Source organism: Bradyrhizobium elkanii WSM2783 (assembly GCF_000472865.1).
In the GTDB taxonomy this organism is placed as follows: Bacteria; Pseudomonadota; Alphaproteobacteria; order Rhizobiales; family Xanthobacteraceae; genus Bradyrhizobium; species Bradyrhizobium elkanii_A.
Window position 1 is genome coordinate 1 of the sequence record NZ_AXAP01000070.1, and the last position, 14,131, is coordinate 14,131.

The 14,131-nt window shown below is 61.9% G+C and carries 16 protein-coding genes; 4 read left to right on the forward strand and 12 right to left on the reverse strand.

The features are described 5' to 3' along the window. Nucleotides 1–83 precede the first annotated feature (83 nt). The 3 genes from tnpA to tnpC all read left to right on the forward strand — a co-directional run bounded on the left by tnpA (nt 84) and on the right by tnpC (nt 2,926). Nucleotides 84–971, forward strand: a complete 888-nt coding sequence (gene tnpA / locus YY7_RS0137485) for an IS66 family insertion sequence element accessory protein TnpA (protein WP_028167392.1) — start codon at nt 84–86, stop codon at nt 969–971. Then, a complete protein-coding gene (tnpB, locus tag YY7_RS0137490; RefSeq protein ID WP_028167393.1) occupies nt 968–1,321 on the forward strand; it encodes an IS66 family insertion sequence element accessory protein TnpB in 354 nt (117 codons plus the stop codon). The genes tnpA and tnpB overlap by 4 nt, the downstream gene beginning before the upstream one ends. Before the next feature lie 69 nt (nt 1,322–1,390). Then, on the forward strand, nt 1,391–2,926 hold the full coding sequence (gene tnpC, locus YY7_RS0137495) for an IS66 family transposase (protein WP_028167394.1): 1,536 nt from the start codon (nt 1,391–1,393) through the stop codon (nt 2,924–2,926). Nucleotides 2,927–3,032: 106 nt separating this feature from the next. Here the strand turns inward: tnpC and YY7_RS0137500 are convergent, their stop codons facing one another. From YY7_RS0137500 to YY7_RS63770, 8 genes are all read right to left on the reverse strand, one after another. Further along, complete coding sequence (locus tag YY7_RS0137500; RefSeq protein ID WP_245287536.1) at nt 3,033–3,932, reverse strand: lytic transglycosylase domain-containing protein; 900 nt, start codon at nt 3,930–3,932, stop codon at nt 3,033–3,035. Then, entirely contained in the window at nt 3,932–4,444 is a 513-nt protein-coding gene (locus tag YY7_RS0137505; RefSeq protein ID WP_028167680.1) for a S26 family signal peptidase, read from the reverse strand. The genes YY7_RS0137500 and YY7_RS0137505 overlap by 1 nt, the downstream gene beginning before the upstream one ends. Next, entirely contained in the window at nt 4,441–4,905 is a 465-nt protein-coding gene (locus tag YY7_RS0137510) for a DUF2840 domain-containing protein (protein WP_028167681.1), read from the reverse strand. The genes YY7_RS0137505 and YY7_RS0137510 overlap by 4 nt, the downstream gene beginning before the upstream one ends. 288 nt (nt 4,906–5,193) lie before the next feature. After that, nucleotides 5,194–6,075: a replication initiator protein A gene (locus YY7_RS0137515; protein ID WP_028167682.1), complete on the reverse strand. Its 882-nt coding sequence runs from the start codon at nt 6,073–6,075 to the stop codon at nt 5,194–5,196. Nucleotides 6,076–6,097: 22 nt separating this feature from the next. After that, on the reverse strand, nt 6,098–6,379 hold the full coding sequence (locus tag YY7_RS0137520; RefSeq protein ID WP_028167683.1) for a helix-turn-helix transcriptional regulator: 282 nt from the start codon (nt 6,377–6,379) through the stop codon (nt 6,098–6,100). A gap of 132 nt (nt 6,380–6,511) precedes the next feature. Then, complete coding sequence (locus YY7_RS63765) at nt 6,512–7,021, reverse strand: DUF2285 domain-containing protein (RefSeq protein WP_349642700.1); 510 nt, start codon at nt 7,019–7,021, stop codon at nt 6,512–6,514. Nucleotides 7,022–7,088: 67 nt separating this feature from the next. Continuing rightward, nucleotides 7,089–7,283, reverse strand: a complete 195-nt coding sequence (locus tag YY7_RS0137530; RefSeq protein WP_028167685.1) for a transcriptional regulator domain-containing protein — start codon at nt 7,281–7,283, stop codon at nt 7,089–7,091. A 165-nt stretch (nt 7,284–7,448) separates the two neighbouring features. Beyond that, nucleotides 7,449–7,718 (reverse strand): DUF2285 domain-containing protein, encoded by a 270-nt coding sequence (locus YY7_RS63770; protein ID WP_080664013.1) that lies wholly within the window; start codon nt 7,716–7,718, stop codon nt 7,449–7,451. A gap of 168 nt (nt 7,719–7,886) precedes the next feature. Here YY7_RS63770 and YY7_RS58990 point away from each other — a divergent pair, with 168 nt between their 5' ends. Then, nucleotides 7,887–8,132, forward strand: a complete 246-nt coding sequence (locus YY7_RS58990) for a helix-turn-helix domain-containing protein (protein WP_245287537.1) — start codon at nt 7,887–7,889, stop codon at nt 8,130–8,132. Nucleotides 8,133–8,317: 185 nt separating this feature from the next. On the opposite strand, the gene YY7_RS0137545 is transcribed toward YY7_RS58990, so the two are convergent. From YY7_RS0137545 to YY7_RS0137565, 4 genes are all read right to left on the reverse strand, one after another. Next, nucleotides 8,318–9,508 (reverse strand): hypothetical protein, encoded by a 1,191-nt coding sequence (locus tag YY7_RS0137545; protein ID WP_028167688.1) that lies wholly within the window; start codon nt 9,506–9,508, stop codon nt 8,318–8,320. A 367-nt stretch (nt 9,509–9,875) separates the two neighbouring features. After that, complete coding sequence (locus YY7_RS0137550) at nt 9,876–10,187, reverse strand: DUF736 domain-containing protein (RefSeq protein ID WP_028167689.1); 312 nt, start codon at nt 10,185–10,187, stop codon at nt 9,876–9,878. Between the two features lie 704 nt (nt 10,188–10,891). Beyond that, complete coding sequence (locus YY7_RS0137560; protein WP_028167690.1) at nt 10,892–12,904, reverse strand: ParB/RepB/Spo0J family partition protein; 2,013 nt, start codon at nt 12,902–12,904, stop codon at nt 10,892–10,894. Nucleotides 12,905–13,602: 698 nt separating this feature from the next. Then, the gene (locus tag YY7_RS0137565) at nt 13,603–14,100 is read right to left on the reverse strand and encodes a thermonuclease family protein (RefSeq protein ID WP_245287548.1); all 498 of its coding nucleotides are present in this window, start codon (nt 14,098–14,100) and stop codon (nt 13,603–13,605) included. Nucleotides 14,101–14,131 lie beyond the last annotated feature (31 nt).

Genomic DNA, 14,131 nt, shown 5'->3' on the forward strand with positions numbered 1-14,131 from the left:
CGTAAGCGTCGGAATCTTGCACGACTTTCCGAGAGTGCGTTGTCGTTCCATATCGGGTTCCTTGCTGCATTGGAGGATCTCCGGTGGGTACGGAATATTTCAAGAACGAAGCACGTCGTTCCTTTTGGTCGGTACACGTTGAAGCGTGGCGGCGAAGCGGTCTCAGCAAGCGCAAATATTGTCGTCAGCACCGTCTCAGTGGCGGCACGTTCGATCGCTGGCTGCGGCATCTGGTTGACGCTGAGACGTTGCAAATACGTGCGGAATTGCGTCGCGAGGAACGTCGGGAGCGGCTCCGCAAGAAGCGGGCTCCAGTGTCGAAGGACCTCCGCTGCAGAGCTGTGCAAGCGTTCTGGGCGATGCACGTTGAAGCGATGAAGTGGTGCGGTCTGAGCATGCAAGCCTATGCCCGCGCCCATGGCATATCGCAGCACAGCCTGAGGCGATGGCGCGATTTGATCGACGCCAACGACGTTGAAATCGACTGGCGGACGCACCTTCATCCGAGTGCCCGCCCACTGTTAAGCACTAGTGCTAAGACTAGTGCTAAGGATGGCGCAGCTGAATCTCGCTTGACAGCGACGCCGAATGACGATCCTCCGACACCTGAGAAGCAGAGCCGCCGCAGCTTCACCGACGAGGAAAAGCTGGCCATCGTGTTGGAGACTGAACGACCTTGGGAGACCGTATCGTCGGCGGCACGAAGGCACGGTATCGTCACTAGCATGTTGTTCCGCTGGCGAGCGGAGCTTGGGTTTGGTAAGGGCAAGCGCGCCAAGTTGGTGCCGGTCGCGGTGGCCGATGCTGGAGCCGTCGGGTCATCGACGCCGGTTGTTCTGCACGATCTGTTGCAGCCGCCCGACGGCATGACGGTTGTCAAATTGGACGATGGCCGCCGCGTCTTCGCGCCGATCGGCAGCGATCCCGATGCGGTCCGTCGCCAGATCACTGAGCGGGAGACAGCACGATGATGATCGTGCCGGCCGGCGTGAAAGTCCATCTGGCCTTGGGGTATACCGACATGCGCAAGGGCCTGGATGGCCTCGCCGCGCTCGTTCAGGAACACCTCAAGAAGGATCCGTTCTCCGGCCACCTGTTTGCCTTCCGAGGCAAGAAGGCAAGCACGCTGAAGATCCTGTTCTGGGACGGCAACGGGCTTTGCCTGTTCAGCAAGCGGCTCGATCAGGGCGGCTTCATCTGGCCGAGAATGAGCGATCCAGGTGGCACGGTGACGCTGTCCCCGGCGCAGCTTGCCATGCTGATCGAAGGCATCGATTGGCGTACGCCGGAGCGTCGATGGCGCCCGGCCATCACGGGTTGAATCGCAAAAACCCGCATAGAATATAGCGAAGTTGCTTCGTCGAATCAGCGTGTTCGAGTAGAATCGGTCATGCAGCTCGACCTCGACAATCTGCCGTCGGATACTGCGCTTCTGCATCGCCTGGTGCGCGACATTGCCTCGGTCATCGCGCATCGGAACAGCGAGATCCAGCGTCTCCAGGCGATCATCAAACAGCTTCAGCGCGCACAATTTGGGCGTCGTTCCGAGCGTCTCGACGCCGATCAGCTCGCCCTTGGACTCGAAGATTTGGACATCGATTTGTCGGCCGTCGAGGCAGATCAAGCCTCGCTGGAGGCGTTTGCGCCGACGCAGAAACTGCAGCCGAAGCGCAAGCCGCTGCCGGATCATTTGCCCCGCGAACAGGTTGTGCTTAACGTCGATAGCGAGAGATGTGCGTGCTGCGGCGGCGCGCTGCATGCGATCGGTGAGAGCGTCAGCGAGATGCTGGATTGGGTGCCAGCACAGTTGCGCGTGGTACGCGTCTGCCGCCCGAAATATGCCTGCCGCAGTTGCGGAACGATCACCCAGGCTCCGGCGCCCGAACGACCGATCGCCGGCGGCTTGGCCACGCCAGCCATGCTCGCGCATGTGCTGGTCAGCAAATATTGCGACCACACACCGCTCTATCGGCAGGCGCAGATTTTTGCCCGCCATGGCGTCGAACTGGAGCGCTCGACATTGGCCGGATGGGTCGGCGGCGCGTGCTGGTGGTTTGAGGCCCTGCACGATCGGCTGTGCGAGCACATGTTCGCGTCGGATCACCTGTTTGCCGACGACACGCCAATCCCGGTGCTCGATCCGGGCCGCGGGCGCACCAAGACCGGACGGCTGTGGGTGTATGCCCGCGATCAACGGAGCTGGGCTGGGCCTGAGCCGCCAGCTGCGGTTTATGTGTTCGCGCCCGACCGGAAAGCGGAGCGCCCAGCAGCGCATCTGATGCACTTCAAGGGCGTTCTGCACGTCGACGGTTACGCCGGATTCGAGCGGCTGACCGGCGCCGGAAACATCACTCTCGCCGCATGTTGGGCGCACACCAGGCGCAAGTTCTACGAGGTTGCGCAAGCCGAGGACACGCCCATCGCGCACGAGGCCTTGCGTCGTATTGCCAGCCTCTATGCCGTCGAAGCGCAGGTGCGTGGTCAATCGCCGGCGCATCGGCTGGCTACGCGGCGCGCACTCGCCAAGCCGATCGTTGACAGCCTTCGCCTGTGGCTCGAGGTGCAACTCGCTCAATTGCCCGGGCGCGGCAATCTCGCCGAAGCGATCCGGTATGCGCTGTCGCGCTGGGATGGATTGACCCGCTTCCTCCGTGACGGCCGCATCGAACTTGACACGAACCCCGTCGAGCGGGCGATCCGACCTGTGGCGCTCGGCCGCAAGAACCATCTCTTCGCCGGTAGCGATGGCGGTGGGGAACGATGGGCAATCCTCTGTTCGCTGATCGAAACGTGCAAGCTCAATAACGTCGAGCCTTACGCATACCTGCGTGACGTGCTCACGCGCATGGTCGACGGACATCCGATCAACCGTCTCGACGAACTGCTGCCGTGGGCCTGGAAACCGACGGATCATGTCAATACCTGACCGACGTGCGAGAGCCAGACGCTAACTGTCGAGCCTCCCCACCGCGCTCGCCTTGTCGCCCATTCTTCTCCAGGCCGCGCTAATCCATGCGAGCTTGCGCATCCGCTCATCGCGAGCCTCCAGCATCAGATTTCGGGACGAACAACCCTGTTGTCTGTGGCGCAATGGCCGAAATGTCGTTGACGGAGACGGCCGTTGGAGCTCGGTTCGTCGGGCGCCCAGACTGCAGCCGGGCTGCCGTCGTTGAACTTCCAGACCGCACAACGAAGAGCGCTCCTCCCGATGGCCGCAGACTCGCAACTCCACCGTAACCTACAATGTCGCCACCGATGAACGGCACAAGCTTCTGCAGGTAGGCGTGGGTTTCAGCGGGCAATGGACGGCCAGAAAGATGCTCTTCGTAGCGAGTAGGTCCTGCGTTGTAGGCCGCTAGGAAGCCCGGTGAACCGTACCGGTCGTGCAGCTCGCGAAGGTACGCTGTCCCCGCAAGAATGTTGTCATGGGGATCGTAGGCATCGTCGCCGAGGTTGTACCGCAGACGAAGCTCTGCCCATGTCTCTGGCATGATCTGCATCAGCCCCATGGCACCTTTCGGTGACCTGGCACGCACGTCTTGGGCGCTTTCGACGTCCAGGACTGCGCGTATCCAGCGCACCGGCATGCCGAAGCGGCGCGACGCCTGCTCGACAAACTCCGCAAACGGATCGCCAGTTCGATGACTCGCTGAAGGCTCCGCCGGTCGCGTCTCGGCGACAGCAGCGGCGTTACTCACGGTCAGCGCAATGAACAACGGCACGACAGCGCGCAGGCTCCGCTCGAACAAACGCAAGCGTGCCGCCGTGCTCGCGCCCGTCCAGGGTAAAGCCGCTTCGCGCCGGCCGTTCGGCCGCCCTGGACCGCCGCTGCGCGCGACGGCCGCCGCGCAATCGTTGGTCGGGACGGAGGAATGGTGCAGCACTTGGCCGAACAGAGGAATAGCTGTTCGGAAACTCAATACGGGCACCATCAATCCTCCCAGGTCCACACCGGCCGCGCGCGGCCAATGACAGCCGATGCGGGCAAGAGCCCGAAATAGCGGCCATCCAGCGAGCTGATGGACTGCCAGTTCATGACAAAGAGTTCGCCGTCACCCACGACACGGCAGCCCGCCCATTTCGGGAGGGGACGGCCACGGCCGTCGCGATCTCGGGCTTCGCCCATTTCGATGGCGTCAACCGAAATGGTGAGCCCGCTTCGGCAAACGGTCTGCCCGGGAAGCGCCAGCACGCGTTTGAGCATCGGCAATCCGGCTGGCAGATAGCCGTTCAGGTCGAGGAAGGTCGCGAGCGGCTCGGGTGGTTGAACGGCGAGGAGTTCCGTAACGAATAGTTTGCCCGCCGGCTGCACACGGTAGAGCCCTATCGGTACGCTCTCGGATGCATTCCAGATGTAGGCCGGCGTAATCTCCAAAACGATTGGCGCGATAAGTGCAACGGCTCCGCCGAGCATCGTGGTCAACGTCTTGGGCCGCGGTGTCATCGCATGGCCCTCTGCCGGTGAAGCCATGCCTGGTGGCGGGCCTTCGTATACGGACGCGGGCTTTCGTTGACGGACAGACGATTATGAACGTGATGCCAATGATCAGGCGCGACATCGGCGGGATCGATGCCGAGCGCCTCAACGGCATCGATCATCTGCAGCACGCGCTCGACCTTCGGCCAACCTGACAGGCGCAGCAGAATCTCACCGCCGGGTGTCACATACGGTACAGTCGAACAGCGCTGTCCCGGTGCGACCGCGCGCAAGATGTCGATGCGCGAAATGATCGTACCGAAGTCGTTAGAGGTCCAACGGACGAAGGCAAAGATGCCGCCGGGCGCAAATGAGAGGACACGCCGGTGACGATCAATCTTCCGTTCCTCAACAATGCGACCGAACCGAATGCGGTTTTCGATGCGCTTCTCGAGCCACAACACTTCCACTTCGGTGAGATCGCTCATGCCGCCGCTCTCCAAAGCTTGAACTGGGAGCCGTGCGCTTTGGGGCGGTGGAGTGCGTGTGCGGCTTGCGAAGGCCAGCAGGACGGGCGGCCCGGCGTTGCCGGTCACCTCCCATACAAGTTGCGGTCTGGTCCGTTAGAAGAAATCCGAAGGATTTCTGGTTAGTAAAGTTAGAGGGGCTGGAAAGCGCGGAGAAACAAGCTCTTAAGTCCGATTCCGGTCCCCGATAGCACGAGGATCGGGTCACCGATAGCACGAGGGTTGCGGTCCCCGATAGCACGAGCTGATTCACAGGTTGTCCTCCGAATTTGGAACGAGACCGCGCCGGCGCAAGCGTGCCGTTAAGGGATCGACAGGCGTAGGCGCGAAGTTCAGCCGCTCGGTGCCATCAGGATCGCGCGTGAGCACGAGCTGATAGCCGGGCAATGTCTGGCGCTGGACGATCTGACGTACGTCGTAAGCAAAGTGCTTGAGCGGCGAGAGGATGCCGGACTTGGCGTGGAGGTGCACCAGATCAAAACTCCAGCCGCCGTCCTGGTGCCCACCGTGCTTGCGCACAAGACGGTAAAGCCACCGCTCAAGTCCGCCCGTCAAATCGAAATAGGCGCGATCAATCGGCAGCACGAGCGCGTCATCGATGACGCCGGCATAGAACCAATCAGGGAGAATCAGCTCGAGCCCAAATGGACGGCCATTTGCATCGGCCGTCTCCTTCCACTCATTGATCCAGGAGAAGCGATGCCGTCGCCGTTCTGTCGGCTGACGGATCGACGTCATCACCGTCGTTGACTGAAGTCTGTCGAGACCTGCCTTCAGCCGGTCATAATCGCGCGCGCTGGTGCCGCGGCCGACAAACGTTAGAATCTCGTAAGGCGTCGCAGCCATCAGGCGCGACGTCTTCAAACCGGCGTCGCGTGCTTCGACGATCTGAGACGCAGCCCAGATCAGAACGTCTGCATCCCAGATGGTAGCCATGCCGTGCTCCGGCACGGCTTCGACACGAATTGCGATCGCACCGGCACGGAAATCGATCGGCACAATCCGCTTCGTTTTTGCGAGCGAGAAGAACGGATAAGCCATCAGATCCTGCGCGTCGCGGGGCGCGAGATCCCCGGGCAGCGCCCTAAAAAGCTCAAGCTGATCGCGCTCAGAACGGTCTCTGCGCCGCATGATCACTGTCCTTCCGCGGTGATCAGCGACGTTCCTGGCCCGCATAAGGGCGCAGCGTCGGGTGCCTTTTGGCCGGCAGCACCGTCCCCTTCCCGGCGTCGGACGTCGACGTCTTGGCGCCGAGGTCGGCCCATGCTTTCAGGTCATCTACGGCGTAGACGACACGTCCGCCAATCTTCCGATACGTCGGTCCAGTACCGTATGTGCGGTGCTTCTCCAGCGTGCGCCCCGAGAGGCCGAGATAACGCGCAGCCTCCGGTGTACGCAGGAAGCGCGGGGGTAGACCGGCCATCGGGTCGGGCATTTGACAACTCCAGGATGAAAGCGCACCGCGGATGGCGGCGTCGGCGTGTGTGCGGTCATCATGGAGAAGCAAGTTCTCGGAGGGGGATGCCGAATATTGGGGGGTCGATTTTCGGCACCCCTTGGGAGGGCGCTACTTGTCCCTGCGCCCGGGCCGCAGAAGTTTGCGATAGCCTCCGCGCACCAGCGCGAGGCCGCTTCGCACGAGGCGGATGATTCTGCTGCGCAGATCGTGTGTTTTCCAGGCGCGATCTGGTATGCGCTTTTCCCCGAACAGAGCCTCTGCGATGCTCCGATAAGTCGCGCCGGCGAAATACCCGGCGACCGCGCGAAGGGCTGCGCATAATCGTTCGCGCCGCCGTTTGGGCAAGCGATGAAAGGCAGGTCCTGGCGCGCGCCCGTTCATCGCGCGCCACAGCCGGGCGGCAGCGTGGGCACGCGCTTCGAAATCGCGATCAAGCGGCAACTCGGCTGCATAGTGTGCGCCTGCGGTCAGCGGTTGTTTCGACCAAATGCGATGCTCCACCGAGCCGATGTGCAGCACCGCGTGCCAACCGTCGGCGGCGCGGCACACCTGTCCGGCAGTAAAGTCGAGCAGTAGCTGAGACGCTGATTCGTGAGAAACAGCCGGCGCGGTTGTCACGGGGACAACGGATGCTAGAACCTCAGGTGTCCAAAAGATCGCCTGTTCTTTGGCGGACTTTTGCGGGTCATGGGCGAAAGCAGATACCCCACCTCCTCCTGAATTCCTCGGTCACTTCGCCATTGGGGCTGTTCGCAATCATTGTTTCGTAATCGCGTCGATAGTCCACGTTCATACGCAGGCCTTCCCAGGCGATGTGGGTGATCTCGGCAGTTTCTAGGCTCTTGAACGAGTCCGGCGACCGCCAGTCGAATTCAGGCATTGTTTCCGCCCCATTGCACGCAGCTAACAAGGATTGCGGCGCAATAGTTATGAACGAGGCGGTTGTAGGAAGCCCCTAGTTTGGCACCACGTGGTGCATGAGAATGACCACCGGTTGGCGGGGGAAAATCGTTTCGTCTGCAAACTTATCGTCGGCGATTTTCTTCTATTTGGAGCCGGCGCCGCGCAAGAGGCGCCCCTGCTGGGTCACCCATTTGGCGCGCGCAAGATGACTCTGATATGCGGTCCGCGCACGATCCGGCTCTCGCTCCGGATCAATGTGCAAGACGATTCGAGCGACTTCCCTCCAGTCTGCCTGACCTTCCGCCTGCAGAAGGCGAATGTACGTGACGACATGCTGTTCGTCATAGGCCGTCAGCGCCGGTTCATTCGGCGCGACATCCGCGACGTCAGGGTCTAGCTGCGGTTTTGTCATGACCGTCCCAACAAACAGCGAATGATTCTAATCTCCCTGGAAGGCCGAGATTGTCCCGACGTCTCATTTTAGCCCCATTGTGACCTAGCCGACCAGCGACCCGCACTGAATACATACTATAGGAGATAAACCTCATAGTATGTAAAGACGCAACTTGCGCCGATGGACATGCGCAAGTTGGTCGGTCGGAATTTCGCAAGACTGCGGAAGCAGAAGCGCTTCACGCAGGAGAAATTCGCCGAAGCGTCCGGCTTCACGCAGCAATATGTCAGTGACCTGGAACGTGGCCGCCGCAATCCCACTGTCGTAACCTTGTTTGAACTCGCCAGCACGTTGGGCGTCAGCCACGTCGATCTCGTTCTTCCAGATGAAGAGGCGCAAACTGAACGATCAAAACCCGCTAAGCGGAAGTGATCGGGTCGTAAGAAATCCATTTTCAATAATCGTAGAGCCTGACTTTCGCGAGCCGGGCCGGAGGCCCGGCGAGCGCCGGACGCGGATTCGCGTCGCCGCCGCCGATCCGGCTTGTCGGATCGGCGGCAGCGCATCAGGCCTCGACCGAAGCCGCGCAACCGTTCCCGGTTGCGCGGCTCACAGTGTCAGATTGCACGCTCCATCAAGCGCTTGGCTTTGCCTTCCAATTCAAGCCTCGTATCTTGGTGAGCCTTGCCGCGAGCAAACGCGGTGATGCCCTGCACGAAATCAAAGATGCTTTCCGGCTTGCGGTTTTCCTCGCCCAAGACGGTTTCAATGATTTTCGAAGTCTCTGATTTGGAAAACCCGCTCTTGCGGAGGAAGCTCTCTCGGTCCTCGTCCGTGCGGGCAACAATCCGTCCCCGAGCCGCCTTGATGCCGGCGACGAATGGCGCCGGTGAGGAGTTGGCAAAGCTCGTCAGCGCGGGGCCGGCTTCATGCGCGAACCGCTGCGCGGCGAATTTCGAATGGCGGATTGTGATCTCCTCGAAATTCTCCACGCCCCAAAGATTGCGGTTCATGCAGACGGCGCGAAGATAGAAACTCGCGATTCCAAGCGTCTTGCTACCTACTTCGCTGTTCCAGCAGTAAAATCCCCGGAAATACAAGTCCGGCGATCCATCTGCCAGACGCCCCGCTTCGATCGGGTTGGTGTCGTCGACCAGAAACAGGAACACGTCGCGGTCACTGGCGTAGAGCGTGGTGGTGTCCTTGGTCACGTCCACAAAAGGATTGTGGGTCATCGTCGCCCAGTCCATCACGCCCGGGACTTTCCACCGCGTGTCACCCGTGCCGTTGCCCGCGATCTTCATGACGGCCGCGACCAACTCATGATCCCAGATACGGCCATAGTCCGGCCCGGTGACAGCACGGAGCTCAACGCGTCCGCTATCGGTCTCCAATGTTTTCACGAGCTCGGCACGATGCGAGAGCAAGCCGTGTTGCAGGTTGATGGCGGATAGGGCTGCGGGAAGCTGCCGCAGATAGGATGTCGGCGCACCGACCAGCGTACACAACTGGCCAAAGCTCCAATGGGTCGGCGCCACCGGCTCGTCGCGTCCCGGCATTGTCAGGGCCAGCCGCTCGGAATTTTCCCGGCTCGCCTCCACCTGGATGGCTCGGCTTTCCACGGTCCGCGCCTGCGCGCGCTCGGCCCGGCCTCGCACCGATTGATAGAGTTCCGACAGGTTCAGATACCGCTCGTCATCCGGTCGCGCAAACCACTCGGACGACACGCGGCCAATCCGCTGGCCGCGCGATACATCCACGCGGAAGCCGCCGGACGCAGGCTGTTGGCCTTGGGACAAAGTCATCATGTTCATGGTCATTCTCCTATGGGCTGAGGTTGAAGCGCAGCGCTGCGCTGCAACCCTGCCCGTCGGCGAGACCTGGGGTAGCAAGGGCAAGGGCGGCTGGGGCGGAGGGGGATCACCCGCCTGGCAAGGGCGCGCCAACAGCGCGCGTCTGCACGCGCCTGACGACGACGTCGTCATGAAGATCCTTTGCGCGGAAGACCGGGGATACCGCTCCGGCCGGCACGGCGAGCCGTGCTTCACCCTTGCCCGCGCGAGGGCGGAGCCCTTAGCAATCTCTTCAAAGAAAAGTGCTCTTCCTCCTGCAAAGCGGCGCAAGAAAAGCAAAAAGCCCCGCCTCCGAAGAGGCGGGGCCGATGATCCCGAAGGATCAGTCGCCGTTGCGGCGGGACCAGATGAGGGTGAAGCCCTCGTCGCCTTCGACCTTCACCAGCGAGGCGTAGATCGGGGCCGGGAAGCTCGGGTCGTCGAGCTTGACCGAGAGGTATTCGCGATCGCTGTCGCGGGCGGTCTTCTTCCAGGCGGCGCCGAACTCGGTCACACCGTTGAAGATGCGGTAGTCGGGCGCCTTGTCGTTGTCCTTCTCGGATGCGGCGAACCTCGCCTTGATGTTCAGCGTCAGCGTCTTGATCGAGCCGATGTAGCCGTTGTCCGAAGCGGTGAAGGTGCCGATGGTAGCCATGGTGGTCTCCGTTTGTTGCTCGGGCCGCGCCTATCGCAGCCTCGATGGCGATCCTTGGCCCGGGGAGCGATCGGCCCGCAGCCTTCAGGCCCGCAGCGCAGCGGAGGACGGCGATAAGCCTGCTTTTTTGTCTTCCGCGAGGAATGCCGCCACTTCGCGGCAGGGGAAAAAAGCAGGCGCAGCCGTTGCGGGAAGGCGATCGAGGCTCTTGCCGTCCCTCGGGCCTGATCAGCCCATTCGAGGTTGCGTTGGACGCGCGATGAACGAACTGACCGAGACCACCATGGCGGCCGAGACAGACGCAACACAAGGACGCTGCTGAAGCGATCGGACACATGCTGACGTCGGCGCATCAACGGCGAGGAAAACGCACTCCTGCCAACGCGAGCGCCTTCCGTCGCATTCGCGCGTGCCACGACGAAGGTGCCGCTGGCGTGATCCGCTAGGCATCGAATACAATGCGTCGGTCATCACACGATCAATCTCGTCCGCGCTCTTCGCTCGCTGTCGATCGGCCAGCACGAGACAACGATCCCTTAACCCACCGCAGCGGCGTAGATCAGAGTGATCGAGGTCTCGATCATGGCGGGGGCTTCCGTGCACTGGTCGCCGCTGTGCGCAAACGAAGCGGCCGCGCGCCGGTCTGGCGCGCGGCCGAAATTTTGGAACTTGCCGGGGCCGCTGGCGCGGCCCCGGTTCAATCCTCATTCTGCGGCCTGCGAATACGCGTCACTGCTCTGCGTCTCGTCTTGCGCGTCTGACTGATCCTTGGACTTGGCCGTCCTCAGCAAAGACGGCAGCCAGTCGGTGGCTGCCAGCAACTGCTCGGCGGCTTCCGCCATGTCGACCTTCTTCATATCCACCATTCGCTCGGCGACCTCGCCGCTCACGCCTTCGCAAACCGCCTCCAGAATACGCGCCTTGGTGACGCGACCCAGATAGCTGCGCACCGTCGGCCGCCAGTATCCGGTCATGTCGAGAGACACGGCTTCCGCCAGCCGGTCGGCCGTTGCCAACGCCCGCGGCCGCCGCTCCCACGGCAATCTGACCGCATTGACTGTCAATGCGGTGCAATGCGCAAACAGGGCCATGCGGCTATCGTGGTCGAGTTCGGCCACGAAAGTCCAAAGACCAGTGACGTCCCGGGGCATCTGCCTTGCCCAGTTGGCGTGACGATCTGCCCAAGCCTTGCCGGCCGGCGTATCCTCGATGCCGTCCGCGTGTCCAGCCAAGTCCGTCTTGATCGGCTGGATGCCAACCACATGCGCATCCGCACCGAGATAAAAGATTTGCGCCGCAAGCGCATGCGTCACTACCACGATCGCGGTTTCGGGCTGTTCGCTCAGATTGAGGCGCAGTCCCAAGGTGCGATGTGCGGTGAGGTCCCGAACGAGAATGTCAGATAAAGGCCGGTCCTCGTCCTCCTCCTCAGTAGCGCCCTCATCTTCTTCACCAACGTGCACCGCTTGGCTGTCTGCACCGTCCTCCCCGTTCGGCGCCTGCGCGTCAGTTCCCTCCTCGGTATCGGCTTGGGGCTTCTCGTCTGCCGGGCGGATGAACCCGCGTTCGATCCGGATGGTGCCGTCGTGATTGAGGATCACGAAAGCGCCACCGCGCGCGATGTCGTCAGGATCATAGGCCTGCCGCTTCGCTTCCAACCGCTGGATTTCGGCCTCAAGCTCACCAAACCGAGCGTCCACGTCGTCAGCAAGTTCCTCGGCCGCCTGATGCTCTTCCGTCAACCGATCGAATGCAGTTTGTGCTGTTGTAAGAGCGGCCCGATCTTCCGCCGAAAGCTCGACCGGATGCGGGTAGGTTCGCCGCATGCCGTGCGCGTGCGGGAAATCAAGATGAGCTTCCGTCCATTTCCAGCCCTCGGCTGCCCGCACGGCATCGGCCTCTCGGCCAAGCTTTGCGGTCACCAGCAGATCGAGCAGCGCCACGTCTTCAAGATATCCGCCACGATCTTCGGTGAAGAGGTCGCGAAGGATCGAGCCGCCCGCTTCCATGTAGGCCTCAATCCCGACAAAGCGCGCGCGGCGGTCCGTAGCAGGCACATGCGTTTCGGTGAGCAGGCGACGGATGATACTGGCGTCGCGGTTATAAGACAGCCGCTCATACACGCCTTCCTGCCGGCCATGATCATCGATGATGGCAAAGGCCATCAACTGTTCAATGGTCAAATCGCCATCGCGATAAACCTGCATCAGTTTCGGGGAGACTGCGCCGAGCCGCAGGCGCTGACGGACAACATGCGGCGTCACACCGAAGCGGGCGGCGATTTCCTCTGCGCCGAAACCGCGCTCTTCCGCCAGCTTTTTGAAGGCCTCGAACTGGTCGGCGGGATGCATGTTTTCCCGGGTGACGTTCTCGTCAAGGCTGATTTCGTGCGGATCGTTCGCAGTGTCAATGATACAGCGGATCGGCTCGGTCTTCTTGATCTCCTTCCGCTTTACCCGCAGAAGCTGGGCCAGCCGCCTGCCCTCGCCGATGGTCACGAAATAGAACCCCGTGGCCGCACCTTCTCCGTCCAACTCCGGTTCGACCACCAGATTTTGCAGGATACCCTTGGCGGCGATGCTCGCCGCATACGCCTCGATCGCAGCTTCACTGTGCGGCGTCTTGCGGGCGTTCTGCGGGGACTTCTTGAGCTTGTTGAGCGGAATGAAAATCTCCGTCCCGCTCGCGGGGATGGTTTCAACATGCTTGGCCGACATGATCAATCTCCCTTTGCTTTCATGGGTGCAGGGCGCACTCCGCGCCTGCGCCCCTGCCCGTCGGCGAGACCGGGGGTAGCAAGTGCCAGGGCGACCCGAGCGGAGGGGGATCACCCGCCCGAAAGGGCCGCTCGTAAGAGCGGGTCTGCACGGGCGCATGCCAATCGTTCGGAAGAATGAGGGAGCAGAGAAAGCGCGGAAGACCGGGGAGACCGCTCGGGGCGGCGCCGGCGCCAGCCGGCGCTTTACCCTGGCGCGCGCGAGGGGCAGCGCCCCTTAGATCTGAACCGTGAGAATGCCGGGCAGCCCGGCAGAGGTGAAAAAGGAGGCAAGAGTGAGAGAATCAAAAGAGGCACCCGCAGGAGGGTCAGCATAGCGCCGACGCGCAGCGGCGGGACCCGGGACCGAGTGCAGTCGCGAGACCGGTTAAGAAGGCACCCGAACGCGGGACAGTGATAGCGACGCCGTCATGCAATGACGGCGGGGCCCGCGAGCGAGTGCCTCCGGCGAGCGACACATTATAATACTGCGCGAGAGATCGAAGCCGGACGGACGAGACGCCGCGCGGCTCGGTTCACGAGAGCTCGTTGCGGCGGCAACCCCACGCGCACAAATGAATCAGGTTGGCGGAAGATGAATCTCGTCGCGGGCTTTCGTCGGAGCCTCATCCGAACATACGTTGCTCGTCGAGGATTCCTTCAGGGATGCGCATTTGCATCATCCGAACAGGCGGACGGCTTTCCATTCGCGCGCATGCAGCCGCGATAGAGCCACGGTTCGACATAGCTGCCCTTCCAGATACCTCGACCGGCGTGCTCGGCATCGCGCTGAGCCCCGCTGTATCTGCCCTTCGAGTATTGAGGCCAATCCAGAGCAAGACCATTACGCACGAGCCAATCACTGAGATCGATGCCGCTGACGGAACAAGTCGCAACCGTGCGGCCATAGGGATCAAGGCTAAATGGGACACAGTTGACCGGACGCCGGGCGATGAAGATGTCGAGGTCATTCGCTGCCTGGGCGCCACAGCGATATTGAGAGCTGTCCTCGCCACGGCAGAGCTGGCTGCTCTCCGGCGAGTCGATGCCCCAGAGTCGGATGCGCGTTCCATGAATTTCCAGAGTGTCGCCGTCAATGACGCTGGCCTGACCGACAAAATTGTCGGCCAGAGCCGCGCTCGATAACAGCAGGAGCATCAAGACCGCAGCTCGACGACTTCTCATGACT

Coding starts and splice junctions, on each gene's coding strand:
- tnpB (WP_028167393.1), top strand. CDS start 968: ATGATGATCGTGCCGGCCGGCGTGAAAGTCCATCTGGCCTTGGGGTAT.
- tnpC (WP_028167394.1), top strand. CDS start 1,391: ATGCAGCTCGACCTCGACAATCTGCCGTCGGATACTGCGCTTCTGCAT.
- YY7_RS0137500 (WP_245287536.1), bottom strand. CDS start 3,932: ATGGTGCCCGTATTGAGTTTCCGAACAGCTATTCCTCTGTTCGGCCAA.
- YY7_RS0137505 (WP_028167680.1), bottom strand. CDS start 4,444: ATGACACCGCGGCCCAAGACGTTGACCACGATGCTCGGCGGAGCCGTT.
- YY7_RS0137510 (WP_028167681.1), bottom strand. CDS start 4,905: ATGAGCGATCTCACCGAAGTGGAAGTGTTGTGGCTCGAGAAGCGCATC.
- YY7_RS0137515 (WP_028167682.1), bottom strand. CDS start 6,075: ATGCGGCGCAGAGACCGTTCTGAGCGCGATCAGCTTGAGCTTTTTAGG.
- YY7_RS0137520 (WP_028167683.1), bottom strand. CDS start 6,379: ATGCCCGACCCGATGGCCGGTCTACCCCCGCGCTTCCTGCGTACACCG.
- YY7_RS0137530 (WP_028167685.1), bottom strand. CDS start 7,283: ATGCCTGAATTCGACTGGCGGTCGCCGGACTCGTTCAAGAGCCTAGAA.
- YY7_RS63770 (WP_080664013.1), bottom strand. CDS start 7,718: ATGACAAAACCGCAGCTAGACCCTGACGTCGCGGATGTCGCGCCGAAT.
- YY7_RS58990 (WP_245287537.1), top strand. CDS start 7,887: ATGCGCAAGTTGGTCGGTCGGAATTTCGCAAGACTGCGGAAGCAGAAG.
- YY7_RS0137545 (WP_028167688.1), bottom strand. CDS start 9,508: ATGATGACTTTGTCCCAAGGCCAACAGCCTGCGTCCGGCGGCTTCCGC.
- YY7_RS0137550 (WP_028167689.1), bottom strand. CDS start 10,187: ATGGCTACCATCGGCACCTTCACCGCTTCGGACAACGGCTACATCGGC.
- YY7_RS0137560 (WP_028167690.1), bottom strand. CDS start 12,904: ATGTCGGCCAAGCATGTTGAAACCATCCCCGCGAGCGGGACGGAGATT.
- YY7_RS0137565 (WP_245287548.1), bottom strand. CDS start 14,100: ATGCTCCTGCTGTTATCGAGCGCGGCTCTGGCCGACAATTTTGTCGGT.